This window comes from Streptomyces sp. SID5643 (assembly GCF_009872555.1).
Lineage (GTDB): Bacteria > Actinomycetota > Actinomycetes > Streptomycetales > Streptomycetaceae > Streptomyces > Streptomyces iakyrus.
In genome coordinates, this window is sequence record NZ_WWIC01000074.1 from 1 (window position 1) to 23114 (window position 23114).

Genomic DNA, 23114 nt, shown 5'->3' on the forward strand with positions numbered 1-23114 from the left:
CCGATCGCGGAGTCGTAGGAGTAGCGGCCGCCGACCCAGTCCCAGAACTCGAACATGTTGGCCGTGTCGATGCCGAACTCGGCGACCTTCTCGGCGTTCGTCGACAGTGCCACGAAGTGCCGGGCGACGGCGGCCTCGTCACCGAGCGCGTCCAGCAGCCAGCCGCGTGCGGAGGTGGCGTTGGTGACCGTCTCGATGGTGGTGAAGGTCTTGGAGGCGATGACGAAAAGGGTCTCCGCCGGGTCCAGATCCCTGATGGCCTCGTGCAGGTCGGCGCCGTCCACGTTCGACACGAAACGCACCGTCAGTGAGCGGTCGGTGAAGGCCCGCAGCACCTCGTAGGCCATCGCCGGGCCGAGGTCGGAGCCGCCGATGCCGACGTTGACGACGTTGCGGATCCGCTTGCCGGTGTGGCCGGTCCACTCGCCGGAGCGCACCCGGCCCGCGAAGTCCGCCATCTTGTCGAGCACGGCGTGCACGTCGGGCACGACGTTCTCACCGTCGACCTCGATCACGGCGTCCCGCGGGGCGCGCAGCGCGGTGTGCAGCACGGCCCGGTCCTCGGTGGTGTTGATCTTCTCACCGCGGAACATGGCGTCCCGGAGCCCGAAGACATCGGTGGCGGCGGCCAGTTCGCGCAGCAGCCGCAGGGTGTCGTCGGTGACGAGGTGCTTGGAGTAGTCGACGTACAGGTCTCCCACCCGGAGGGTGTACGCGCTGCCGCGGCCGGGATCGGCGGCGAACAGCTCGCGCAGCCGGATGTCCCCCAGCTCTTCGCGGTGCTTGGCCAGTGCCGTCCACTCGGGCGTGTGGTTGAGCCTGGTACGGCCGTCTGCGTTCATCTCGGACTTCAGCCTTCTTCCTTGCCTGCCTGTGCTGCCGCGTACCTGCCCCGCTGCCGGTCCAACCTAATTGATCAGCGGTTGCCGTGGCCTGTCGTCGCGCCGTCGTCCGGCGCAACAACAGGTACGTCCGACCGGCGCGCGGGTATCAGCGCGGTGACGGACAGGACGAAGAAGGCGGCCGCGAGCAGCGCCGGGGTGTTCTCCCCCCAGGCGCCGGCGACGGCTCCGCCCAGCAGCGCGCCCAGGGGTGTGCCCGCGACCGCGAGCGTGCGGAAGGCGGAACTCACCCGGCCCAGCAGCTCGGCGGGGCTGCGCTGCTGCATCAGCGTCGTGGTGTTGACGTTCCACACCATCCCCATGAACCCGAAGACGGCCAGGGCGGCCACCAGCGCGACCATGCTGCGTACCGAGCCCATGACGAGGAGGGCGGCGGTCTGCGCCGTCCCGGCGAGGAGCACCAGGCGCATCCGTCCGAAGCGGGCGACGAGCCGGCCGCCGGCCGCTCCCCCGGCCAGGCTGCCGACCGTGTAGGCGGCCGTCGCCACCGCGTATCCGGCGTTGCCCGCGTCGAGCCAGCCGGTCACCAGGATGACGAGGGTGGCGACGAGGGCGCCCATGCCGATGTTGCACAGGGCGGTGGCGGTGCACAGAGCGCGCAGGGCCTTGTCGCGGGTCAGGACGCGCAGACCCTCGGCGATCTCCCGGCGCAGTGTGCTGCCCGACGGCCTCGGTTCACGGTCGGGCGCCGCGGCCGGGAGGGTGGCGATCAGCGCGGCGGCCACCAGGAAGGTCACCGCGTCCGCCGCGAACGGCACCGCCGCCCCGGCCGCCAGCAGCAGCGGCACCACGGGCCCGCCGAGCAGGCCGCCGGCGATGCGCTGGCCGGTCATCAGCCGGGTGTTGGCGCTACCCAGCCCGTCCCGGTCGACCAAGGCGGGCAGCAGCGCGGTCGCGGCGTTGTCGAAGAGGGTCTGGAGGGTGGTCAGTGCGAAGGCCAGCACGATCAGCAGGGCGATCGAGGCATGGCCGAGCGCGACGACGATCGCGAAGGCGGCGACCAGCAACCCGCGTAACGCATCGACCGACCACATGGCCCGCCGCCGGTCCAGGCGGTCGGCGACGGCCCCGCCGAGCAGGCCGAAGAGGATCCAGGGCAGATAGCCGCAGGCCGTTACGGAGGCGATGAGCAGCGGGTCGTCGGTCAGGGTGACGGCCAGCAGGGGCAGTGCGGCCGTCCGCAGCGCGTCGCCGAAGCTGGACAGCACGGCGGCACTCCACAGCCGTCCGAAGCCCCCGCGCCACGCGGGTGGAGCGCTGCTGCCCACCTCGACCGTTGCCACCGCTCCCCCTCATGGTTCGTCCGATGCACAAACCGTAGAGGGCACCACTGACAATCGGCCGGCGGTGAGGCGGGGGAGGCACTCCGGTCGGGCACCCGCTGGTGCCCGACCGGTCCCGACTGCTAGATCTCGCCCCGCAGTTTGGCGAGCGCCTCGGCGAGGATGGCCTCGCCGTCAGCGTCGCTGCGCCGCTCACGCACATACGCCAGGTGCGTCTTGTAGGGCTCGGTGCGTGGCGGGGCCGGGGGGTTGTCCCGGTCCTGGCCTGCCGGAAAGCCGCAGCGGGGACAGTCCCAGGTATCGGGCACCTGCGCGTCGCTGGCGAAGCTCGGCTGGGTTTCGTGTCCGTTGGAGCACCAGAAGGAGATGCGCAGCCGCGGCGCGGACTCGCCGCGCTCGGCCTCGCCCATCGGCCCCGCCCCGACCCGGCTTCCCCGGATCGCGTTGCCACTTGCCACGGTCGTAACTCCCTGCGTGATGGTGCCGCGAAGCGAGTCGGCGTTCCGCTTCGCTGCGAGCGCCTCAGTCTACGTAAGGCCCAACGCGCGTCCAGTGATTGGAGTTACAACCCTCACACCTAGACGCAAGCCCCATGATAGGCCGCGCTCTGCTGCGCGTACCGGACATGGGGCCTTACGTACAAGTTCCGTGCGGACTGCGGCTCGGTCAGTTGTTCACCTTCATGAGGATGCCGAGCACGACGATGCACGCGAACCACAGCAGACCGATCACGACGGTGATCCGGTCGAGGTTGCGCTCGGCGACCGAGGAGCCGCCGACGGAGGACTGCATGCCGCCGCCGAACATGTCGGAGAGGCCGCCGCCCTTCCCCTTGTGCATCAGCACCAGCAGCATCAGCAGCAGGCTGAAGACGATCAGGGCGATCGAGAACCCCAAAACCACGGCTGGACCAACTTCCTCGGATTCGGATGACGACGCGGGGCCCAGCACAGCGCTGGACCCCGCAAGGGTACGACGGATCGCCGCTACCGCATACTCACTGGTCGCGGAAGCGCACGATCTTGACGAACTCGTCGGCGTCCAGTGAGGCGCCGCCGACCAGGGCACCGTCGATGTCGGCCTGGGCCATGATCTCCGCGACGTTGCCCGCCTTGACGGAGCCGCCGTACTGGATGCGGACCTTGTCCGCCAGGTCCTGCGAGTACAGCTCGGCGATCTTGCCGCGGATCGCCGCGCAGACCTCCTGGGCGTCCTCGGCACCGCAGACCTTGCCGGTGCCGATGGCCCAGACGGGCTCGTAGGCGATCACGACGGTCTCGGCCTGCTCGGCGGGGAGGTCCTTCAGACCGCCCTCGACCTGGGCGAGGGTGTGGGAGACGTGGTTGCCCGCCTCGCGGACCTCCAGCTCCTCACCGACGCACAGGATCGGGGTCAGGCCGTGCTTGTAGGCGGCCTTGACCTTGGCGTTCACCAGCTCGTCGGTCTCGGCGTGGTACTGGCGGCGCTCGCTGTGGCCGATGGCGACGTACGTGCACTTCAGCTTGGCCAGCATGGGGCCGGAGATCTCGCCGGTGAAGGCACCGCTGTCGTGCGCCGAGATGTCCTGGGCGCCGTACTTGATCTTGAGCTTGTCGCCGTCGACCAGGGTCTGCACGGAGCGCAGGTCGGTGAAGGGCGGCAGGACGGCGACCTCGACGGCCTCGTAGTCCTTGTCGGCCAGGGCGAAGGCGAGCTTCTGGACGTGCGCGATGGCCTCGAGGTGGTTGAGGTTCATCTTCCAGTTGCCCGCCATCAGCGGCGTGCGCGTGCTCATAAGGGGTCAGTCCTCCAGTGCGGCGAGGCCGGGGAGCGTCTTGCCCTCGAGGTATTCGAGGGAGGCGCCGCCACCGGTCGAAATGTGGCCGAATGCGTTCTCGTCGAAGCCCAGGATGCGGACGGCGGCGGCGGAGTCGCCACCACCGACCACCGTGAAGGCCCGGGAGTCGAGGAGAGCCTGGGCGACCGCCTTGGTGCCCTCGGCGAAATCGGGGTGCTCGAAGACGCCCATGGGGCCGTTCCAGAAGACGGTGGCGGCGTCGGCGATCTTCGAGGCGTACAGCTTGCGGGACTCGGGGCCGATGTCCAGGCCCATCTGGCCGGCCGGCATGGCGTCCGCGGCGACCGTGCTGGGCTGGGCCGGGGCCTTCGTCTTGAGGTCCGGGAACTCCGGCGCGACCACGACGTCGACGGGCAGGACCAGCTCGACGCCGTTCTTCTCGGCGCGCTCGATGTACTCCCGGACGGCCGGGAGCTGGTCCTCCTGGACCAGGGAAGAGCCGATCTCGTGGCCCTTGGCCTTGAGGAAGGTGAAGACCATGCCGCCGCCGATGAGCAGGCGGTCGGCCTTGCCGAGCAGCTGGTCGATGACGGCGAGCTTGTCGGACACCTTGGCGCCGCCCAGGACGACGGCGTAGGGCCGCTTCACGTCGTCGGTGAGCTTCTTCAGGACGCCGACCTCGGTCGCGATGAGGTGGCCGGCGTAGTGCGGCAGGCGGGCCGGGAGGTCGAAGACCGAGGCGTGCTTCCGGTGCACCGCGCCGAAGCCGTCGCCGACGTAGAGGTCCGCGAGGGCGGCGAGCTGGTCGGCGAAGGCGCCGCGCTCGGCGTCGTCCTTGCTCGTCTCACCGGCGTTGAAGCGCAGGTTCTCGATGACGGAGACCTGACCGTCGGCGAGGCCGGCGACAGTGGTCCGGGCGGACTCGCCGACCGTGTCGGTCGCGAAGGCCACGTCCGAGCCGAGGAGCTCACCGAGGCGCGCGGCGGCCGGGGCAAGGGAGAAGGCCGGGTCCGGGGCACCCTTGGGGCGGCCCAGGTGGGAGGCGACGACGACCCGGGCACCCGCGTCGGCGAGGGCCTTGACCGTGGGCAGCACGGCGCGGATGCGGCCGTCGTCGGTGATGCGCGTGCCGTCCAGCGGCACGTTCAGGTCGGCGCGGACGAAGACCCGCTTGCCCGCCACTCCCTCGGAGAGGAGTTCGTCGATCGTCTTCATGAAGGGGACTCCTGAAAGAGCTCGTGATCGCTCGGAAGCGCTCGTGATCGAACAGCTCTGATCTGTACGTGAGTCAGGGCTCGGACGGCGCGTCCTCGCGCCGCCCGAGCCCTGCTCTCACACCGTGGTGCCTGTCTATTCGATCAGAGCTGGTTACCGACGAAGACCGTGAGGTCGACGAGGCGGTTGGAGTAGCCCCACTCGTTGTCGTACCAGCCGATGACCTTCACGTTCTTGCCTTCCTGGACCATGGTCAGGGAGGAGTCGAAGGTGCAGGACGCCGGGGCGTTCACGATGTCGGAGGAGACGATCGGGTCCTCGGTGTACTCGAGGATGCCCTTGAGCTCGCCCTCCGCGGCCTTCTGGAAGGCGGCGTTGACCTCTTCCTTGGTGACCTCGCGCCCGAGCTCCAGCACCAGGTCGGTGACCGAGCCGGTCGGGACCGGGACGCGCATGGCCATGCCGTCCAGCTTGCCCTTGAGCTGCGGCAGGACCAGCGCGGTGGCCTTGGCGGCACCCGTGGTGGTCGGAATGATGTTCTCGGCGGCGGCACGCGCGCGACGCAGGTCCTTGTGCGGGAAGTCCAGGATGCGCTGGTCGTTGGTGTACGCGTGCACCGTCGTCATCAGGCCCTTGACGATGCCGAAGTTCTCGTCGAGGACCTTCGCCATCGGCGCCACACAGTTGGTGGTGCAGGAGGCGTTGGAGATGACGTGGTGGTTCGCCGGGTCGTACGTGTCCTGGTTGACGCCCATCACGATGGTGACGTCCTCGTCCTTGGCCGGAGCCGAGATGAGGACCTTCTTCGCGCCACCGGCGAGGTGCTTCTCGGCGTCGGCCTTCTTGGTGAAGATGCCCGTCGACTCGATGACGACGTCGACGCCCAGCTCGCCCCACGGGATGTCGGCGGGGTTGCGCTCGGCCAGGACCTTGATGGTCTTGCCGTCGACCGTGATCGTGTCGGCGGTGTGGGTGACCTCCTGCTTGAGGCGGCCCAGGATCGTGTCGTACTTCAGCAGGTGGGCGGTGGTCGCGGTGTCACCCAGGTCGTTGACAGCCACGATCTCGATGTCTGCACCCTGCTCCAGCAGCGCGCGGAAGTAGTTACGACCGATGCGGCCGAAGCCGTTGATGCCTACGCGGATCGTCACGAACCGATCTCCTCGTTGGTACGCCGGCCATGAAGTGCCGGCGAGCTCTGTTTGGGATGTCCCCGACCGCCTACGACCCTACCTCCCTGAAGCGGCGGTGGTGACATCCAGATGCCCCATACACGGCAGGGCGGTCCGTACCCGCCAGTAGGGGTACGGACCGCCCACGGCCGAGAGCAGAATCATTCGATTTCGCTGTCGCACGAGTTCCCCGTTGACCAGGGATGTCACCCGTCCAGGGAAGCGAGCGCCTTCCTCATCAGTGCCGTCCGGTCGGCCGCCGCGGTGACGTGCTCCAGACCGAAGCCCAGCAGCACGGTGTCGTCCGTGGTGACCGCGCCGTACGTCTGGAACAGGGCGCCGGTGCGAGCCCAGTCCTTGAGGACGGCCGGGCTGCCCGCGGGCGGTCCGGTGACCTTCCAGGGGCCGAGCGAGGTCTCGAAGCCCTCGGTCTCCTTCGCCGTACCGCCGACGACGAGCGAGGCGTCGTCGGCGAGGACGCCGTGTCCGCCGCTTCCCGGGTCGGTGACGTAGCTGATCGAGACCTCGACCGTCTTGCCGGCGTAGGCGCTCAGGTCGAAGTTCACCTGCTGCCAGCCGTTGGAGGAGCCGGTGAGGCTGTTCCAGGTGCCGGTGGTGCCGGTCGCGGTGCAGCCGTCGTCCGCCACGGTGAGGTAGTGCTTCAGCCAGGGGTGCTCGTTGACGTAGTACCCGGCCTGGCAATCCTCCGGGACGGCCGTCCTGGTGGCGCCGCCCGCCTCGGGGAGGGTCGTCCAGTCGTCGGCGCCCGGGGTGCGGGCCTCGACGATGGCGTGGTCGTAGCCGGACTCGGTGTCCCAGAGGAGCTGGGTGCGCAGGGTCGGCTGCTGGGCTCCGGTGGTGCCGGTGAGATCAACGGTGCGGGTGAGGCGCTTGTAGCCGTCGTCGGTGTGGACGGCGGCGGCCATCGACGAGCCCGCGTACGGGCCGTACGGGTTGACCGTGCCGGCGAACTGCCCGGCGCCCTTGCTCGCGAACTGCGGGAACGCGCCGGTCCCCAGTTCGTCGGAGGTGACGCTGTAGGTGCCGGCCTTGTCCAGCGGGTTGCCGGGGGCCGCGCCCAGCGGGCTGGTGACACCGCCCAGCTCGCCGGAGCCGTTGAAGCCGGTGGCCCCCGGGGTGGCGGTGCGGGTGTAGGCGCCCAGGTAGTACTGGCTGAAGTCGTTCGACAGCGCGCCGCCGAGATCGACGTTGCCGCCGGCCTGCTCACCGGCCTCGATCAGCCGGCCGCCCTCGTTGAGGAAGGCCCGCAGCTGGAGCTGGGTGGCGACACCCGGGACGCCCGCGCCGGTGTAGTGGACGACGGTGTCGAAGTGGCTCAGTACGCCCAGCGCGTCCGGCGCTCCCTGCTCGGCGACGTCCCAGACGACCGCCTTGCGGCCGCTCGCCCTGAGCGCGTCCACGTACGTCTGCGCATGCGTGGCGGCAGCGCCCTCCTCGGCGACGACGAGCGTGTTCGCCCGGGGCCGCTCGGCGACGGTGTAGGTGAAGCGCTCGCTGGAGAGCTTCTTGCCGTTCTTCGCCTCGCCGGTGAACCACACCTCGACCCGGTCGCCCGGCTCGCCGTCCTTGACCTTCGCCCGGTACTCGTCGAAGTAGAGGTTGTCCTCACCGCCGTAGGTCTCGCCGCCCTTCCAGGGCTTGAGCGCCATGTCCTCGGTGCGGCCGCCGTTGACGCGGTACTTGAGCTCCTTGTCGCGCACGGCCTTCCGTACGACGACGGAGACCTCCTGGTCGGCGCCGCGGGAGTACGACGTGCCGAACGCGGCCGGGGTGAAGTCGGCGGCGTTCAGGCCGACGGACGAGGACGGCCGGTCGGGACGGGCGGCGGACTCGGCGACGGAGAGTGCGAACGGGACGTTCTTGGCGTACTCCTGCTGGATCAGCTTCTCGTCGTCCGGGAAGGTGAAGACCGACTGGCAGTCGGACGCCTTCCACTGGTCGTTCGGGTCGAGGTCCGAGGCGGTCTGGCAGGTCGACATCTCGGGGGTGAACATCGCCAGGCCGTTGACGTTCGCCGCGTGGCCGTCCGCCTCACCGTTGGTGGTGTACAGCTCGGAGGAGAGCTGCGGGTGGTAGCCGGGGATCGCGGAGTTCTCGGGCGTACCGGCGAGCGCCTCGTACACGACGTCGTCCGGGGTGTGCGTGGCCACCTGCCAGCCGACTCCGTAGAGGATGAGTTCGGCGGCGGAGTGGTAGTTGATGCCGTAGGTGAAGCCGATCCGCTTCTGGAAGGCGTCCAGGGCCTGGGTCTCCGGCTCGGAGTTCGGACCCGCGCCGCGGTAGGTCTGGCTGGTGGGGTTGGGGGACGAACCCTCGTTGTCGTAGCCCCACTTGTAGGCGAAGTTGCGGTTGAGGTCGACGCCGTCGCCGGTGGTGATGGTCCCGTCGCCGTTGACGTCCCGCAGGTTCTTGCGCCACTGGCGGTTGGCGGGGTCGGCGAAGGTGTAGTCGTAGCCGTCGGGGTTGGCCGACAGCAGGAACCACAGTTCGGTGGAGTCGACGATCTTCTTGACGCGCCGGTCCTTCTTGTAGTTGTCCAGGTAGTGGTGCATCAGGCGCCGGGTCATCTCCGGCGTGATCCACTCGCGCGCGTGCTGGTTGGACATGTAGAGGACCGAGGGCCTGGAGCCGTCCTTCGTCCTCTTCGCGCCCTTGGTGAGCTTCAGCGCGAGGATGTCCTGGCCCTTGACGGTCTTGCCGATGGAGACGACCTTGGTGAGGTCCGGGTTCTCCTGCGCGGTCCGCAGGAGTTCCTCCCGCAGGCCGCCCTTGCCGCTGTACGGGCGGAACACGCCCTCGGCTGCGTCCTCGACGCGGGCCTCGGCCCGGGCGGAGACCTTGTGCTCGGTGAGGTCGACGCCCTGCTTCTCCAGCTTCCTGGCCTGTCGGTCCGTCAGATAGGCCTCGACGGTCGCGGTGCCCTTCTCGGGCACCCGCTCGCTCAGCTCGTGGCCGTCCTGGCCGGCGGCCAGCAGCAGGGGTACCTGCTTCCGGGTGACCTCGGCGCGGAACACCTTGACCTCGTCCGGGTCGGACGCGGCCTGACGTCCCGGTTGTGCCTGGGCGATGGGTGCGAAGCTCGCTCCGCCGATCAGGAGCGCGCCGACAGCGAGGATCGATCTCGCTCTTCGTCTCATGAACCCCCCTAGCGTGGGTCCGCCACAGCAGCGAACAGATGCCAGGCTCATGACAGACCATGATCGAGTCAAGGGCGCCTCAGCGACACGCCAAAGCCGGTACCGGTCACCCAAGTGGGCGCCGGTACCGGCTCTCTGACGTGGTGTCGGATCAGCCCACCAGGTTGTCGGCCAGCTCGTCGCTCAGGTTGGCCTCCGTGCCCGGGATGCCGAGGTCGGAGGCGCGCTTGTCGGCCATGGCCAGCAGGCGGCGGATCCGGCCGGCGACCGCGTCCTTGGTCAGCGGCGGGTCGGCGAGCGCGCCCAGCTCCTCCAGGGAGGCCTGCTTGTGCTCCATGCGCAGCCGGCCCGCAGCGGCCAGGTGCTCGGGGACGTCGTCGGCGAGGATCTCCAGGGCGCGCTGCACCCGGGCGCCCGCGGCGACGGCCGCGCGGGCCGAGCGGCGCAGGTTGGCGTCGTCGAAGTTGGCGAGCCGGTTCGCCGTGGCACGCACCTCGCGGCGCATCCGGCGCTCCTCCCAGGCCAGCACCGACTCGTGCGCGCCGAGGCGCGTCAGCAGGGCGCCGATCGCGTCACCGTCCCGGACGACGACCCGGTCCACCCCGCGCACCTCGCGGGCCTTCGCTGCGATCGACAGCCGGCGGGCGGCGCCGACCAGGGCGAGTGCCGCCTCGGGACCCGGGCACGTCACCTCCAGGGAGGAGGAGCGGCCGGGCTCGGTGAGCGAGCCGTGCGCCAGGAACGCGCCACGCCAGGCGGCCTCGGCGTCGCAGGTGGCCCCCGAGACCACCTGCGGCGGCAGGCCGCGGATCGGGCGGCCCCGCCCGTCGACCAGCCCGGTCTGGCGCGCGAGCTGGTCGCCGCCCGCCACCACCCGCACCACGTAGCGCGAGCCGCGGCGCAGCCCGCCCGGAGCCATCACGATCAGTTCGGAGCTGTGGCCGAAGATCTCCAGGATGTCCCGCTTGAGGCGGCGGGCCGCCATCGCCGTGTCCAGCTCCGCCTCGATCACGATCCGACCGCTCACCAGGTGAAGGCCGCCGGCGAACCGCAGGATGGCGGAGACCTCCGCCTTTCTGCAGCAGGTCCGGGTGACGGGGAGCCGGGAGATCTCGTCCTTCACCGCTGCCGTCATCGCCATGGGCCGATCCTTCCATGCATCCGAAAAATACGGTCGTACGCGGCGGCCAACAGCTCCGGGTCGTGCCTCGGGGTCCCGTCGGGTCTGGCCACCGGCGCCAGCTCGACCGCGGCCCCGAACCGCTTGGCGGCATCGGTCAGCAAGTCGCGGTCGGGCACGGCGGCCTCGTCGGCCAGCACCACGTCCAGGGCGAGTTTAGGGGCGTGTCGTCCCAAAACCTCCAAATGACGCTGCGGGGAGAAGCCCTCGGTTTCTCCGGGCTGCGGCGCGAGGTTCAGGGAGAGTACCCGGCGGGCCTTCGTCTGGCTGAGCGCGTCCAGCAGCTCGGGCACGAGCAGGTGCGGGATGACCGAGGAGAACCAGGAGCCGGGGCCGAGCACCACCCAGTCCGCGTCCAGGACGGCCTCGACCGCCTCGGGCACCGCCGGCGGGTCGTTCGGCACGAGGTGAACGGACTGCACCTCGCCCGGGGTGAGGGCGACGGTCGCCTGGCCGCGGACCGTGTCGACCTCCTCCGGGCGTGCAGGGTCGTGACCCTTGACCAGGGCCTGGAGCTCCAGCGGCACGGCGGACATCGGCAGCACGCGCCCCTGGGCGCCCAGCAGTCGTCCGACCAGGTCGAGGGCCTGCACGTGATCGCCGAGCTGCTCCCACAGGGCGACGATCAGCAGGTTGCCGACCGCGTGCTCGTGCAGGTCGCCCTGGGACTGGAAGCGGTGCTGGATGACCCGGGCCCAGGTCTGGCCCCAGTCGTCGTCACCGCACAGAGCGGCCAGCGCCTTGCGCAGGTCACCCGGCGGCAGCACGCCGAGCTCGTCGCGCAGGCGCCCGCTGGAGCCGCCGTCGTCGGCCACGGTGACGACAGCGGTGAGGTCGCCGGTGATCCGGCGCAGCGCGGCGAGCGAGGCGGACAGGCCCATGCCGCCGCCGAGGGCGACGACCTTGGGCTGGGTGCCCCGGCGGCGCGGCTTGCCGCCCCGGGCCTCGACGGGCCGGCCGCCCTTTCCGCCGTTGCCCTCGGGCACCACCCGGCGCAGCCGGCTCAGCCGCGGTGTACGTGGTGTCATTCGCGTCCCATGTCCCGGTGTACGACCACCGTCTCCACGCCCTCGGCGGCGAGCCGGGCGGCGAGCTTCTCCGACATGGCGACCGAGCGGTGCTTGCCGCCCGTGCAGCCCACGGCGATGGTCACGTAGCGCTTGCCCTCGCGGCGGTACCCGGTGGCGACGAGCTGGAGGAGCTCCGTGTAGCGGTCGAGGAACTCCTTGGCGCCGGGCTGGTTGAAGACGTACCCGGAGACCTCGTCGTTGAGGCCGGTGTACGGGCGCAGCTCCGGGACCCAGTGCGGGTTCGGCAGGAAGCGGCAGTCGACGACGAGGTCGGCGTCGACGGGGAGGCCGTACTTGTAGCCGAACGACATGACCGTGGCCCGCAGCTCCGGCTCCTCCTCGCCGGCGAACTGGGCGTCCATCTTGGCGCGCAGCTCGTGCACGTTGAGGCTGGAGGTGTCGATCACCAGGTCGGCGTCGCCGCGCAGCTCGCGCAGCAGCTCGCGTTCGGCGGCGATGCCGTCGACGATGCGGCCGTCGCCCTGCAGGGGGTGCGGGCGGCGCACCGACTCGAAGCGGCGGACCAGGGCCTCGTCGGAGGACTCCAGGAAGACGATCCGCCGTGTGACGTTCTTCGCCTCCAGGTCGGCGAGGGACTCGCGGAGGTTGTCGAAGAAGCGGCGGCCGCGGACGTCGACGACGACGGCGATCCGCGCCACGTTGCCCTGGGAGCGCGCGCCGAGTTCCACCATGGTGGGGATCAGCGCGGGCGGCAGGTTGTCGACGACGAACCAGCCGAGGTCCTCCAGGCACTTCGCCGCCGTGGAGCGCCCGGCTCCGGACATGCCGGAGATGATCACCAGCTCGGGGATGGCGGCGTCCGGGACCGGGGTCTTGTCGTTGGGCGTGCCCGTACTCACCTGTGCTCCGTCTCCGGCGTGCTCTGTGCGGCTGTCGTGCTCGTTCACATTCATGTCTCCTGCCCCCGTCGCTCGTCCGGGGCTCCCGTCGTCACGGGTTCCCCACTGGAACCCATGGTGCCGGGTTCCTCCTCCATGATCTCTCCAGTCGCCGTGTTGACGGCGGGTGCGGCCGGGGCCGAGCGGGCGAGGGCCACCGCGATCGTCTCGGCCGTCTTGCGGCCTATGCCGGGGACCTCGCAGATCTGGTCGATGGTGGCGGACCGCAGTTTCTTCAACGAACCGAAGTGCTTCAGAAGTGCCTGCTTGCGGGTGTCCCCGAGGCCGGGGACGTCGTCCAGGGGGCTGGAGCGGAAGCGCTTGGACCGTTTGGTGCGCTGGTAGCTGATCGCGAACCGGTGGGCCTCGTCACGAACGCGCTGGAGCAGGTACAGGCCTTCGCTGGTGCGGGGCAGGACGACCGGGTCGTCGTCGCCGGGCAGCCAGACCTCCTCCAGGCGCTTGGCGAGGCCGCACACGGCGATGTCGTCGATGCCGAGCTCGTCCATGGCGCGCCGGGCGGCCGCCACCTGCGGGGCGCCCCCGTCGACGACCACGAGCTGGGGCGGGTAGGCGAACTTCTTGGGGCGGCCGTCGTCCTCGGTGAGGCCGGTCCCGACGATCTCGCCGTTCCTGTCGATCTCAGGCGTCTCGGCGTTCTCCCCGTCGGTCCACTCGCCCGTCTTCTCCTTCTCGGCGAGATAGCGCCGGAAGCGGCGGGTGATCACCTCGTGCATCGAGCGGACGTCGTCCTGCCCGGCGAAGCCCTTGATCTGGAAGCGGCGGTACTCGCTCTTGCGGGCGAGCCCGTCCTCGAAGACGACCATGGAGGCCACGACGTCGTCGCCCTGGAGGTGGGAGATGTCGTAGCACTCGATCCGGAGCGGGGCGCTGTCCAGGTCGAGCGCGTCGGCGATCTCCTCCAGGGCGCGCGAGCGCGTGGTCAGGTCGGAGGCGCGCTTGGTCTTGTGCAGCACGAGCGCCTGCTGGGCGTTGCGCTGCACGGTCTCCATGAGGGCCTTCTTGTCGCCGCGCTGCGGGATGCGCAGGGAGACGCCGGAGCCGCGCCGCCCGGCCAGCCACTCCTGGACGGGCTCCACGGGGTCCGGCAGGGCCGGGACCAGGACCTCCTTGGGGACGGCGTCGCCCGTCTCCTCCCCGTACAGCTGCTGCAGGGCGTGCTCCACGAGGGCGCCGGTGGTGATCTCCTCCACCTTGTCGGTGACCCAGCCGCGCTGGCCGCGGACGCGCCCGCCGCGCACGTGGAAGATCTGGACGGCCGCCTCCAGCTCGTCCTCGGCGACCGCGATCAGGTCGGCGTCGGTCGCGTCGGCCAGCACGACCGCGTTCTTCTCCATGGCCTTCTTCAGGGCGCCGATGTCGTCGCGCAGCCGGGCCGCCCGCTCGTACTCCATGTCGTCGGCCGCTTCCGCCATCTGCTTCTCCAGGCGGCGGATGTAGGTGTTCGTCCGGCCGGTCATGAAGTCGCAGAACTCGTCGGCCAGTTCGCGGTGGTCCTCGGCGGAGACCCGGTCGACGCAGGGTGCCGAGCACTTGCCGATGTAGCCGAGGAGACAGGGGCGGCCGGTGCGGGCTGCGTTCTTGAAGACACCGGCCGAGCACGTGCGCACGGGGAAGACGCGCAGCAGCAGGTCGACCGTGTCACGGATCGCCCACGCGTGCGCGTACGGCCCGAAGTAGCGCACGCCCTTCTTCTTGTGACCGCGCATCACCTGCACGCGCGGGTACTCCTCGTTCATCGTCACCGCGAGGTACGGGTAGCTCTTGTCGTCGCGGTACTTGACGTTGAACCGGGGGTCGTACTCCTTGATCCACGAGTACTCCAGCTGGAGCGCCTCGACCTCCGTGGACACGACCGTCCACTCCACGGACGCCGCGGTGGTGACCATGGAGCGGGTGCGCGGGTGCAGGCCCGACAGGTCCTGGAAGTAGTTCGCCAGGCGCTGGCGCAGGCTCTTCGCCTTTCCGACGTAGATCACCCGGCGGTGCTCGTCACGGAACCTGTAGACCCCCGGCGAGTCGGGGATCTCACCCGGTTTGGGGCGGTAGCTGGAGGGGTCGGCCATGTCTCACACCCTACTGGCGAGCGCCGACAGTCCGGCGCGGCCACGGGGCCCGATCACGGTCCCGGCGCGAGGGCAGTTTCCAACGGCATGTCCCGCTCAGGGGTTACGGCCCCCCGGGAGCGGGAATGGGGCTCACCCACGGGACACGGCGACGTCCGGCGGACGGAGCCCGTCCCGGTGCAGGCACAGGTTGTCGGTGCGGACCGTCACTCCCGATGCGGAGCGGGCGGGCCACGGGTCGGAGGGCTGCGCACATGAAGCGGATGCGGATCGAGAAAACCCGGCGGGCGGCCCGTGCCCGCCGGTACACGGACGAGCCGTTGGCGCTGCGCGACGCCCTGGACCCGCGCGACCCCGACATCACGCGCGCGAAGCGCCTCGCCCTGCGGGAACAGGGCGGAAGCGACCGCTCCTAGAAGCACACCTCCACTGTGAACGCCCGGGGCGCACGCCCCGGGCGTTCACATGTCCGGACGGCGCCGGCGGGCGCGGGTACGTCACTGTCCGGCATCAGGTGTTGTCGGGACCAGGTCAACACGCTTCAATGCGGGGGAACTCGGGGCCCTGAACGACGGCGTACGCATGTGAAGACCTGCCCCGCGCCGGCGGGACGGCACCCGGGCGGCCCGTGCGGACGGTCTGACCAGCCGTCGCCGACTCACAGAGAGGCCCCTGCATGCCGTACGCCCCACAGCACGCGGACGTCGCCACCGCGGAACTGGACTCGGCCCTGCGCGGCGGCCCCTTCCACGTCGCCCTGCGGGCCGCGATCGCCGCCCGCGGGCTGCCGTTGCAGCGCGTGCAGCACCATCTGTCGCGCCACGGGGTGAAGGTCGGCGTCACGAGCCTGAGTTACTGGCAGCAGGGTGCCAGGCGTCCGCAGCGCCCCGAGTCGCTGCGGGCCGTACGCGCGCTGGAGGAGATTCTGGAGCTTCCCGAGGAGTCCCTGATCCGGCTGCTCGCCGACTCCGGGGAGGGCCCTGCCGGGCTGCGGCCCGCCGCCCGCTCCTACCGCTCCCTCGTCGAGGCCTCGGGGGTCCTGGACCAGTTGCTGGCCGGGCTGGACTGCCCGCCGGACGGGGGTCTGCACACCCTCGGCCACCACGAACGGCTCCGGATCGGGGCGCGGCGCGAGCTGGCGGAGCGCGAGGCGCACCACATCGTGCGCGCCCACCGGGACGGCATCGACCGCTTCGTGGCCGTCCACCACGGCGACCGGGGTGCCGACCCCGAGCGCATGCGGGTGCACGCGCTGGAGAACTGCCGTACCGGACGCGTCCGTTGGCACCGCGACACGGGAGTGCTCGCGGCCGAGCTGCTCTTCGACACCCGGCTGCGGGCCGGGGACACCTTCCTGTTCCGCTACGGCGTCGAGGACGGCACGGCGGAGGCGTCACACGAGTACGTGCGCGGCTTCGACTCCCCCGGTGGCCAGTACGCCCTCCAGGTGTGCTTCGACGCGGCCGCCCTGCCGGTGCGCTGCCACCGCTTCGCCCAGCACTCGGCGGCGGCGCCCCGCAGCGGGTGTCAGGACCTGGCGCTGAGCGTCCGGCACCGGTCGGTCCATCTGGTCGAGCCGCGGGTGCGGGCGGGGTTCCTGGGCATCGGCTGGGCCTGGGAGTAGCGGAACGAGCCCGGAGCGACCTCTTGTCGTGACCGCCCGGTAGGACGTAAGCGATTGCGCAAACGTTTACGTCCCGCCCTTTATGCGATACCTTCCCCGCCGGAAGCGGAGGAGGGAGCGCCCATGGCGACCATGGCCGACGTGGCGCGGAGCGCCGGTGTCTCCGTGGCGACGGTCTCGCACGTGATCAACGGCACCCGGCCGGTGCTGCCGCACACCCGCCAGGCGGTCCTGGACGCCGTGGAGGAGCTCGGCTACACCACGAACACACTGGCCCGTTCCCTGGTGACGGCCCGCACCCGGTCCATCGGGCTGGCGGTCTCGGCGATCAGCAACCCGTACTTCACGGAGATCCTGCAAGGCGTCGAGGCCGCCGCGCTGGAGGCCGGCTACAGCCTGCTGATCGCCGATCCGCACGACGACCCGGAGCACGAGCGCAAGGTCGTCCAGCTGCTGCACGAGCGCCGCGTGGACGGCGTGATCGTGGCACCCTCGGCCGATCCGCGCGGACTGCTCGCCTATCTGGGGCGGCACGACGTACCGGCCGTGTTCCTGGACCGGCTGGTGGACGGGCCCCAGGTGGACGGCGGTCCGCGCTTCGACCAGGTGTGCGCCGACAACGCCGAACCGATGTCCCGGCTGGTCACCCATCTCGCCGGGCTCGGTCACCGCCGGATCGGGCTGGTGGCGGGGCGGCCGGGGCTCAGCACCACGGGCGAGAGGATCTCCGGCTACCGCAGCGGTCTCGCGTTCGCGGGGCTGGCGTACGACGGGCGGCTGCTGGTGCACGGCGATTCGGAATCGGCCGGTGCCGGGCAGGCCACCGAGGCCCTGCTGTCCCTGGGCGTGCCGCCCACCGCGCTGGTCACCGGGAACAACGCCATGACCATCGGGGTGCTGCGCGCCCTGCGTGCGCACGGCCTGTCCGTGCCGGACGACATCGCCCTGTGCTGCTTCGACGACTTCGCCTGGGCGGATCTGTTCTCGCCCCGGCTCACCGCGATCGCCCAGCCCGGCAGGGGCATCGGCGCCCGGGCCGTGCACGTGCTCCTGGAGCGTCTCGCCGAGCCGGACCGGCCCGCCCGGACCGTGCGCCTGCCCTGTGCCTTCGTCCACCGCACGTCGTGCGGCTGCCCCAGCCCGTCCGAGGAAGGAACCCCGTCGTGATCGTCGTCGCCGGTGAAGCCCTGATCGACCTGGTACCGCGGGGCACGGGTGCCCTGGCGGCCCTCCAGCCGGCGCTCGGTGGCGGCCCGTTCAACACGGCCGTGGCGCTGGGCCGCCTCGGCTCCCCCGCCGCCTTCTGCTCCCGGGTGTCGTCCGACGCCTTCGGAGAGGCACTGCTGGACCGGCTGCGCACCACCGGGGTCGGCGTGTCCTCGGTGCAGCGGGGCACCGAGCCGACGACCCTCGCCGTCGCCACGGTCGGCGCGGACGGCTCGGCCGCGTACTCCTTCTACGTCGAGGGGACGGCGGACCGGCTGTTCGAAGCACCCTCCGAGCTGCCCCCCGGCACCCGCGCGGTGTCCTTCGGTACCTGCTCGCTGGTGCTGGAGCCGGGGGCGAGCGCGTACGAGGAGCTGATGCGCCGGGCGGCCGCTCAGGGCGTGTTCACGGCGCTGGACCCGAACATCAGGGCCGGGCTGATCCCCGACGCGGACGCCTACCGGGCGCGGTTCAAGAGCTGGCTGCCGTCGGTGTCGCTGCTGAAACTGTCCGCGGAGGACGCCGAGTGGCTCGGGGGTACGCCCCGGGAGTGGCTGACGGCCGGTCCGGCGGCGGTGGTGGTCACCCGGGGCGGCGAGGGGCTGACCGCCTACACCGCCGACGGCGGCGAGTACGCGGTGCCGGGCGAACGCGTGGAGGTCGTGGACACGATCGGCGCGGGCGACACGGTCAACGCGGCCCTGCTGCACGGCCTCTGCGAGCGCGACGCCCTCAGCGCCCGGGCCCTGGCCGACCTGGGCCCCGCCGGCTGGACGGAACTGCTGGGCTTCGCGGCCCGTGCGGCGGCGGTCACCTGCTCGCGGGCCGGGGCGGAGCCGCCGTACGCGCACGAGCTGGAGGGCTGACGCCGGGCGGCCCTCCCGGCGGCTGCGGGCGGGCCGGTCGCCTTCAGCCGGTCTCCCCCATCGCCACCGCGCGCAGGGCGCCGGGGCGTCGGCCGTTGAGCCGGTCCAGGGCGGCGGCCGTGGCGTCGTCCGCCGGCAGGTGGATGACGAGCCGCTGCCCCTCGTCGGGAAGCGCGAGCGTCTCCTGAAGCAGCCGCAGGGAACCGGCCTCCGGGTGCTCGATGTGCTGGGAGCCCGTCCGTCGCGGCGCCATGGTCAGATCGGCGAACCGGTCGGCGAAGTCCGCGCCCGCCGTCACGGTCAGCTCGTCGGCCAGCTCGGCCAGGTGCGGGTCCTTCAGGGGGACGCCGTGCCGGAGCCGGGCGACGAGGTCGTCGGCCACCCGGTCCCAGTCGCGGTAGGCGCTGCGCGCCCGCTCATCGGTGAACAGGTACCGGAGCAGGTTCGGCCGCTCGTCGTCCAGCATGCCGAGGGGACCGGCCAGCCGCTCGTACCCGGCCGTGCGGGCGAGGACGTCGCCGATCCAGTTGATCACCAGTGCGGGAGCCGGCTCCAGGCGGTCCAGCACGGCCCGAACGGTGGGGCGCGCCGCGCGGCTGAGTGACGGGGCCGCCCCGCAGACCAGGGGGTCGCCGCCGTCCGCCTCCTTGGTCAGGCGGCGCAGGAGCATCCGGTCGGTGAGGGAGAGGTTCAGGGCGTCGGCCAGGGCGCCGAGCACCTGGGCGGACGGATTGCGGTCGCGGCCCTGTTCCAGCCGGGTGAGGTACTCGACGCTGACGCCGGCGAGCGTGGCCAGTTCGGCACGTCTCAGGCCCGGGGTGCGGCGCCGGGGGCCTGCGGGCAGGCCCGCCTCGGCCGGGGTGACGGCTTCGCGCCAGGTGCGCAGGAACGTGCCCAACTCGTTGTCGCTCACTCGAACGAACGTACAGCGCCCGGCGCCGCGGAGGGTGGCCCCGTCACTACCAGGCTCCGGCCGGTCTCCCTTCGTCGCCGTGCCGCCCTCAGGGTGGACGGCATGACGAATGACACCGCCACCACCGTCCTGCCGCTGGCCTCCGGTCAGTGGGCCCTCGACCCGTTCCACTCCTCCGTGAACTTCACCATCCGTCACCTGGGCATCGCCAAGGTGCGGGGGCGCTTCGAGCGGCTGGAGGCCGAACTGTTCGTCGGTGAGCGGATCCAGGACGTGCGTGTCTCCGCGACCGTCGACCTGGCCTCGGTCAACACCGGCAACGCCGACCGGGACGCGCATGTGCGGGCCTCCGACCTGCTGGACGTGGAGAAGCGCCCCACGATGACGTACCGCTCGACGAGGGTGTCGGGCGGGGGTGAGGACTGGACCATGGAGGGTGAGCTGACGATCGGCGACGTGACCCGCCCGGTGTCGCTCGCCGTGGAGTTCGGCGGGCTGGTCGACGTGCCCATGGACGGCAGCCGGCACGCCGGCTTCGAGGCGACGGGCGAGATCCGGCGCGGCGACTTCGGGCTGGACTTCGCCCCCGGCCTGCTCGGCGAAGTGGTCAAGATCCAGCTCGACATGCAGTTCGTGGAGCCGAAGAGCGCCTGAGCGCAGACCGAACGCGCCGTGCCCCACAGGACGTTGCCTGTGGGGCACGGCGCGTGGAGCCGGAGACCTCAGCCCTTGCTGGACCGGGTCGTCTTCTTCACTGCGGCCTTGGTGGTCTTGGCCGCCGTCTTCTTGGCGGCCGTGCCGGTGACCGTCTTGGTGGCGGTCGTGCGGGCCGATGCGGTCTTGGCCGCGACCGTCTTGGCCGTCGTCTTGCGGGCGGCCGTCTTGCGCGGGGCCTTCACCGAGGACGCGTCGCTGACGCGGTCGGCGCCGAGGATCTCCCGCAGGAACTTGCCGGTGTGGCTGGCCGGGACCCCGGCCACCTGCTCGGGTGTGCCCTCGGCCACCACCAGACCGCCGCCGGCGCCGCCTTCGGGACCCATGTCGACGATCCAGTCGGCGGTCTTGATCACATCGAGGTTGTGCTCGATGACGATGACCGTGTTGCCCTTGTCGACCAGTCCGGACAGGACCGTCAGCAGCTTGCTGATGTCCTCGAAGTGCAGACCGGTGGTCGGCTCGTCCAGGACGTAGACCGTGCGGCCGGTGGAGCGCTTCTGCAGTTCGCTGGCGAGCTTCACGCGCTGCGCCTCGCCGCCGGACAGGGTGGTCGCGGCCTGGCCGAGCCGGACGTAGCCGAGACCGACGTCCTTCAGGGTCTTCATGTGGCGGGAGATCGCGGGGACCGCCTCGAAGAACTCCGTGGCCTCCTCGATCGGCATGTTCAGGACGTCGGCGATGGACTTGCCCTTGTAGTGGACCTCCAGGGTCTCCCGGTTGTACCGGGCGCCGTGGCAGACCTCGCACGGGACGTAGACGTCCGGGAGGAAGTTCATCTCGATCTTGATGGTGCCGTCGCCCGAGCAGTTCTCGCAGCGGCCGCCCTTGACGTTGAAGGAGAAGCGGCCGGGCAGGTAGCCGCGGACCTTCGCCTCGGTGGTCTCCGCGAACAGCTTGCGGATGTGGTCGAAGACGCCGGTGTACGTGGCCGGGTTGGAGCGGGGGGTGCGGCCGATGGGCGACTGGTCCACGTGCACGACCTTGTCGACGAGGTCGTCGCCGTCCACGCGCGTGTGCCGGCCGGGCACGCTCCGCGCGCCGTTCAGCTCGCGGGCCAGGTGCGTGTAGAGGATGTCGTTGACCAGCGTCGACTTGCCGGAGCCGGAGACGCCGGTGACGGCGGTGAACACGCCCAGGGGGAACGAGACGTCGATGTCCTGGAGGTTGTTCTCCCGGGCGCCGTGCACCGTGAGCTGCCGGGAGGGGTCCAGCGGGCGGCGGATCCCGGGCAGCGGGATGGCCTTCTTGCCGGACAGGTACTGACCGGTCTGCGACTCGGCGTTGGCGAGGAGCTCCTTCAGGGAGCCGCTGTGCACGACCTTGCCGCCGTGCTCACCGGCGCCGGGGCCGATGTCGACGACCCAGTCGGCCATCTTGATCGTGTCCTCGTCGTGCTCGACGACGATGAGCGTGTTGCCCATGTCGCGCAGCCGGACCAGGGTCTCGATCAGCCGGTGGTTGTCGCGCTGGTGCAGGCCGATGGACGGCTCGTCGAGGACGTACAGGACGCCGACGAGGCCGGAGCCGATCTGGGTGGCCAGGCGGATGCGCTGGGCCTCGCCGCCGGACAGGGTGCCGGCCGCGCGGTTCAGCGAGAGGTAGTCCAGGCCGACGTCGACCAGGAATCGCAGCCGCTCGTTGACCTCCTTGAGCACGCGTTCGGCGATCTTCTTGTCGCGGGCGGTGAGCTTCAGCTCGCCCAGGAAGTCCGCGCAGTCGCTGATCGACATCGCGGAGACCTCGGCGATGGACTTGTCCATGACCGTGACCGCGAGGACGACCGGCTTCAGGCGCGTGCCCTGACAGGTCGGGCAGGGCACCTCGCGCATGTAGCCCTCGAAGCGCTCGCGGCTGGAGTCGCTCTCGGCCTCGCTGTGCCGGCGCTTGACGAAGGGGACGGCGCCCTCGAAGGCCGTGGTGTAGCGGCGCTCACGCCCGTAACGGTTGCGGTAGCGGACCTCGACCTGGGTCTTGTGGCCGTGGAGCAGGGCCTTCCTGGCGCGCTGCGGCAGGCCGCCGAAGGGGATGTCCGTACGGAAGCCCAGCGCGTCGGCGAGGGCGCCGATCAGTCGGCCGAAGTAGTCCTTGGTGTGGCCGTGCGACCAGGGGTGGATGGCACCCTCGTCGAGGCTCTTGTCCGGGTCCGGGACGATCAGCTCGGGGTCGACCTCCATGCGCGTGCCGATGCCGGTGCAGTCCGGGCAGGCGCCGAAGGGCGAGTTGAAGGAGAAGGAGCGGGGCTCCAGCTCCTCGAAGGACAGGTCGTCGTACGGGCAGTAGAGGTGCTCCGAGTACATGCGCTCGCGCTCGGGGTCGTCCTCGGGGAGGTCGACGAAGTCGAGCACGACCATGCCGCCGGACAGGCCGAGAGCGGTCTCGACGGAGTCGGTGAGGCGGCGCTTGGCGCCCTCCTTGACCGTGAGGCGGTCGACGACCACCTCGATGGTGTGCTTCTCCTGCTTCTTCAGCGTGGGCGGGTTCGACAGCTGGATCGTCTCGCCGTCCACGCGCGCGCGGGAGTAGCCCTTGGTCTGGAGGTCGGAGAAGAGATCGACGAACTCGCCCTTGCGCTCGCGCACCAGCGGCGACAGCACTTGGAAGCGGCTGCCCTCCGGCAACTCCAGGACCCGGTCGACGATGGCCTGCGGCGACTGGCGGGAGATCGGGCGGCTGCACTCGGGGCAGTGCGGCTTGCCGATGCGCGCGAAGAGCAGGCGCAGGTAGTCGTAGACCTCGGTGATGGTGCCGACCGTGGAGCGCGGGTTGCGCGAGGTCGACTTCTGGTCGATGGAGACGGCCGGGGAGAGACCCTCGATGAAATCGACGTCCGGCTTGTCCATCTGGCCGAGGAACTGGCGGGCGTACGAGGAGAGGGACTCCACATAGCGCCGCTGGCCCTCGGCGAAGATGGTGTCGAAGGCCAGCGAGGACTTGCCCGACCCCGACAGGCCCGTGAAGACGATGAGCGAGTCGCGCGGGAGGTCGAGCGAGACGTTCTTGAGGTTGTGCTCGCGCGCTCCACGAACGATGAGACGGTCGGCCACG

The 23114-nt window shown here is 70.9% G+C and carries 19 protein-coding genes; 5 read left to right on the top strand and 14 right to left on the bottom strand.

Going from position 1 to position 23114, the window contains the following annotated elements; all coding sequences use genetic code 11:
- The 12 genes from GTY56_RS08865 to uvrC form a co-directional block, all read right to left on the bottom strand.
- Positions 1-842: phosphoglucose isomerase-related protein (locus GTY56_RS08865; protein WP_524540088.1), on the bottom strand; the 842-nt coding region annotated here is incomplete at its 3' end.
- A gap of 74 nt (positions 843-916) precedes the next feature.
- Complete coding sequence (locus GTY56_RS08870; protein ID WP_161364194.1) at positions 917-2185, bottom strand: MFS transporter; 1269 nt, start codon at positions 2183-2185, stop codon at positions 917-919.
- Positions 2186-2307: 122 nt separating this feature from the next.
- Positions 2308-2643, bottom strand: coding sequence for an RNA polymerase-binding protein RbpA (locus GTY56_RS08875; RefSeq protein WP_010352468.1), 336 nt, complete (start codon positions 2641-2643; stop codon positions 2308-2310).
- 208 nt (positions 2644-2851) lie between these two features.
- A complete protein-coding gene (gene secG / locus GTY56_RS08880; protein WP_094052663.1) occupies positions 2852-3088 on the bottom strand; it encodes a preprotein translocase subunit SecG in 237 nt (78 codons plus the stop codon).
- Between the two features lie 94 nt (positions 3089-3182).
- Complete coding sequence (gene tpiA / locus GTY56_RS08885) at positions 3183-3959, bottom strand: triose-phosphate isomerase (protein ID WP_033310745.1); 777 nt, start codon at positions 3957-3959, stop codon at positions 3183-3185.
- Between the two features lie 6 nt (positions 3960-3965).
- Positions 3966-5177 carry a phosphoglycerate kinase gene (locus GTY56_RS08890; RefSeq protein ID WP_161364196.1) on the bottom strand — a complete coding sequence of 404 codons (1212 nt, stop codon included), beginning with the start codon at positions 5175-5177 and terminating at the stop codon, positions 3966-3968.
- Between the two features lie 143 nt (positions 5178-5320).
- Positions 5321-6328 carry a type I glyceraldehyde-3-phosphate dehydrogenase gene (gene gap, locus GTY56_RS08895; protein ID WP_161364198.1) on the bottom strand — a complete coding sequence of 336 codons (1008 nt, stop codon included), beginning with the start codon at positions 6326-6328 and terminating at the stop codon, positions 5321-5323.
- Between the two features lie 227 nt (positions 6329-6555).
- Complete coding sequence (locus tag GTY56_RS08900; RefSeq protein WP_161364200.1) at positions 6556-9507, bottom strand: M14 family metallopeptidase; 2952 nt, start codon at positions 9505-9507, stop codon at positions 6556-6558.
- A 151-nt stretch (positions 9508-9658) separates the two neighbouring features.
- Complete coding sequence (whiA, locus tag GTY56_RS08905) at positions 9659-10648, bottom strand: DNA-binding protein WhiA (protein ID WP_031143855.1); 990 nt, start codon at positions 10646-10648, stop codon at positions 9659-9661.
- The gene (locus GTY56_RS08910) at positions 10639-11715 is read right to left on the bottom strand and encodes a gluconeogenesis factor YvcK family protein (protein WP_161364202.1); all 1077 of its coding nucleotides are present in this window, start codon (positions 11713-11715) and stop codon (positions 10639-10641) included. The genes whiA and GTY56_RS08910 overlap by 10 nt, the downstream gene beginning before the upstream one ends.
- Positions 11712-12671, bottom strand: a complete 960-nt coding sequence (gene rapZ / locus GTY56_RS08915; protein WP_161364204.1) for an RNase adapter RapZ — start codon at positions 12669-12671, stop codon at positions 11712-11714. The genes GTY56_RS08910 and rapZ overlap by 4 nt, the downstream gene beginning before the upstream one ends.
- Complete coding sequence (gene uvrC / locus GTY56_RS08920) at positions 12668-14743, bottom strand: excinuclease ABC subunit UvrC (protein WP_161364206.1); 2076 nt, start codon at positions 14741-14743, stop codon at positions 12668-12670. The genes rapZ and uvrC overlap by 4 nt, the downstream gene beginning before the upstream one ends.
- Positions 14744-15006: 263 nt before the next feature.
- Between uvrC and GTY56_RS39840 the strand changes: the two genes are divergently transcribed.
- From GTY56_RS39840 to GTY56_RS08935, 4 genes are all read left to right on the top strand, one after another.
- Positions 15007-15159: a hypothetical protein gene (locus GTY56_RS39840; RefSeq protein ID WP_202509940.1), complete on the top strand. Its 153-nt coding sequence runs from the start codon at positions 15007-15009 to the stop codon at positions 15157-15159.
- Positions 15160-15419: 260 nt separating this feature from the next.
- Complete coding sequence (locus GTY56_RS08925) at positions 15420-16367, top strand: hypothetical protein (RefSeq protein ID WP_161364208.1); 948 nt, start codon at positions 15420-15422, stop codon at positions 16365-16367.
- 123 nt (positions 16368-16490) lie between these two features.
- Positions 16491-17534 carry a LacI family DNA-binding transcriptional regulator gene (locus GTY56_RS08930; protein ID WP_161364209.1) on the top strand — a complete coding sequence of 348 codons (1044 nt, stop codon included), beginning with the start codon at positions 16491-16493 and terminating at the stop codon, positions 17532-17534.
- A complete protein-coding gene (locus GTY56_RS08935) occupies positions 17531-18439 on the top strand; it encodes a PfkB family carbohydrate kinase (protein ID WP_161364211.1) in 909 nt (302 codons plus the stop codon). Before GTY56_RS08930 ends, GTY56_RS08935 begins: the two co-directional genes overlap by 4 nt.
- A gap of 43 nt (positions 18440-18482) precedes the next feature.
- Here the strand turns inward: GTY56_RS08935 and GTY56_RS08940 are convergent, their stop codons facing one another.
- Entirely contained in the window at positions 18483-19352 is an 870-nt protein-coding gene (locus tag GTY56_RS08940; RefSeq protein WP_161364213.1) for an MmyB family transcriptional regulator, read from the bottom strand.
- A 102-nt stretch (positions 19353-19454) separates the two neighbouring features.
- On the opposite strand from GTY56_RS08940, the gene GTY56_RS08945 reads away from it, so the two are divergent.
- On the top strand, positions 19455-20006 hold the full coding sequence (locus GTY56_RS08945; protein WP_161364214.1) for a YceI family protein: 552 nt from the start codon (positions 19455-19457) through the stop codon (positions 20004-20006).
- Positions 20007-20074: 68 nt separating this feature from the next.
- Here GTY56_RS08945 and uvrA read toward each other — a convergent pair whose 3' ends face one another.
- Positions 20075-23113: an excinuclease ABC subunit UvrA gene (uvrA, locus tag GTY56_RS08950; protein WP_161364216.1), complete on the bottom strand. Its 3039-nt coding sequence runs from the start codon at positions 23111-23113 to the stop codon at positions 20075-20077.
- Position 23114: the final 1 nt, after the last annotated feature.

Bases quoted from the DNA above. Each gene is read 5' to 3' on its own strand.
- GTY56_RS08900 (WP_161364200.1), bottom strand. From the start codon at position 9,507: ATGAGACGAAGAGCGAGATCGATCCTCGCTGTCGGCGCGCTCCTGATC.
- GTY56_RS39840 (WP_202509940.1), top strand. From the start codon at position 15,007: ATGCGGATCGAGAAAACCCGGCGGGCGGCCCGTGCCCGCCGGTACACG.
- GTY56_RS08930 (WP_161364209.1), top strand. From the start codon at position 16,491: ATGGCGACCATGGCCGACGTGGCGCGGAGCGCCGGTGTCTCCGTGGCG.
- uvrC (WP_161364206.1), bottom strand. From the start codon at position 14,743: ATGGCCGACCCCTCCAGCTACCGCCCCAAACCGGGTGAGATCCCCGAC.
- whiA (WP_031143855.1), bottom strand. From the start codon at position 10,648: ATGGCGATGACGGCAGCGGTGAAGGACGAGATCTCCCGGCTCCCCGTC.
- GTY56_RS08910 (WP_161364202.1), bottom strand. From the start codon at position 11,715: ATGACACCACGTACACCGCGGCTGAGCCGGCTGCGCCGGGTGGTGCCC.
- GTY56_RS08925 (WP_161364208.1), top strand. From the start codon at position 15,420: ATGCCGTACGCCCCACAGCACGCGGACGTCGCCACCGCGGAACTGGAC.
- rapZ (WP_161364204.1), bottom strand. From the start codon at position 12,671: ATGAATGTGAACGAGCACGACAGCCGCACAGAGCACGCCGGAGACGGA.
- GTY56_RS08890 (WP_161364196.1), bottom strand. From the start codon at position 5,177: ATGAAGACGATCGACGAACTCCTCTCCGAGGGAGTGGCGGGCAAGCGG.
- tpiA (WP_033310745.1), bottom strand. From the start codon at position 3,959: ATGAGCACGCGCACGCCGCTGATGGCGGGCAACTGGAAGATGAACCTC.
- GTY56_RS08945 (WP_161364214.1), top strand. From the start codon at position 19,455: ATGACGAATGACACCGCCACCACCGTCCTGCCGCTGGCCTCCGGTCAG.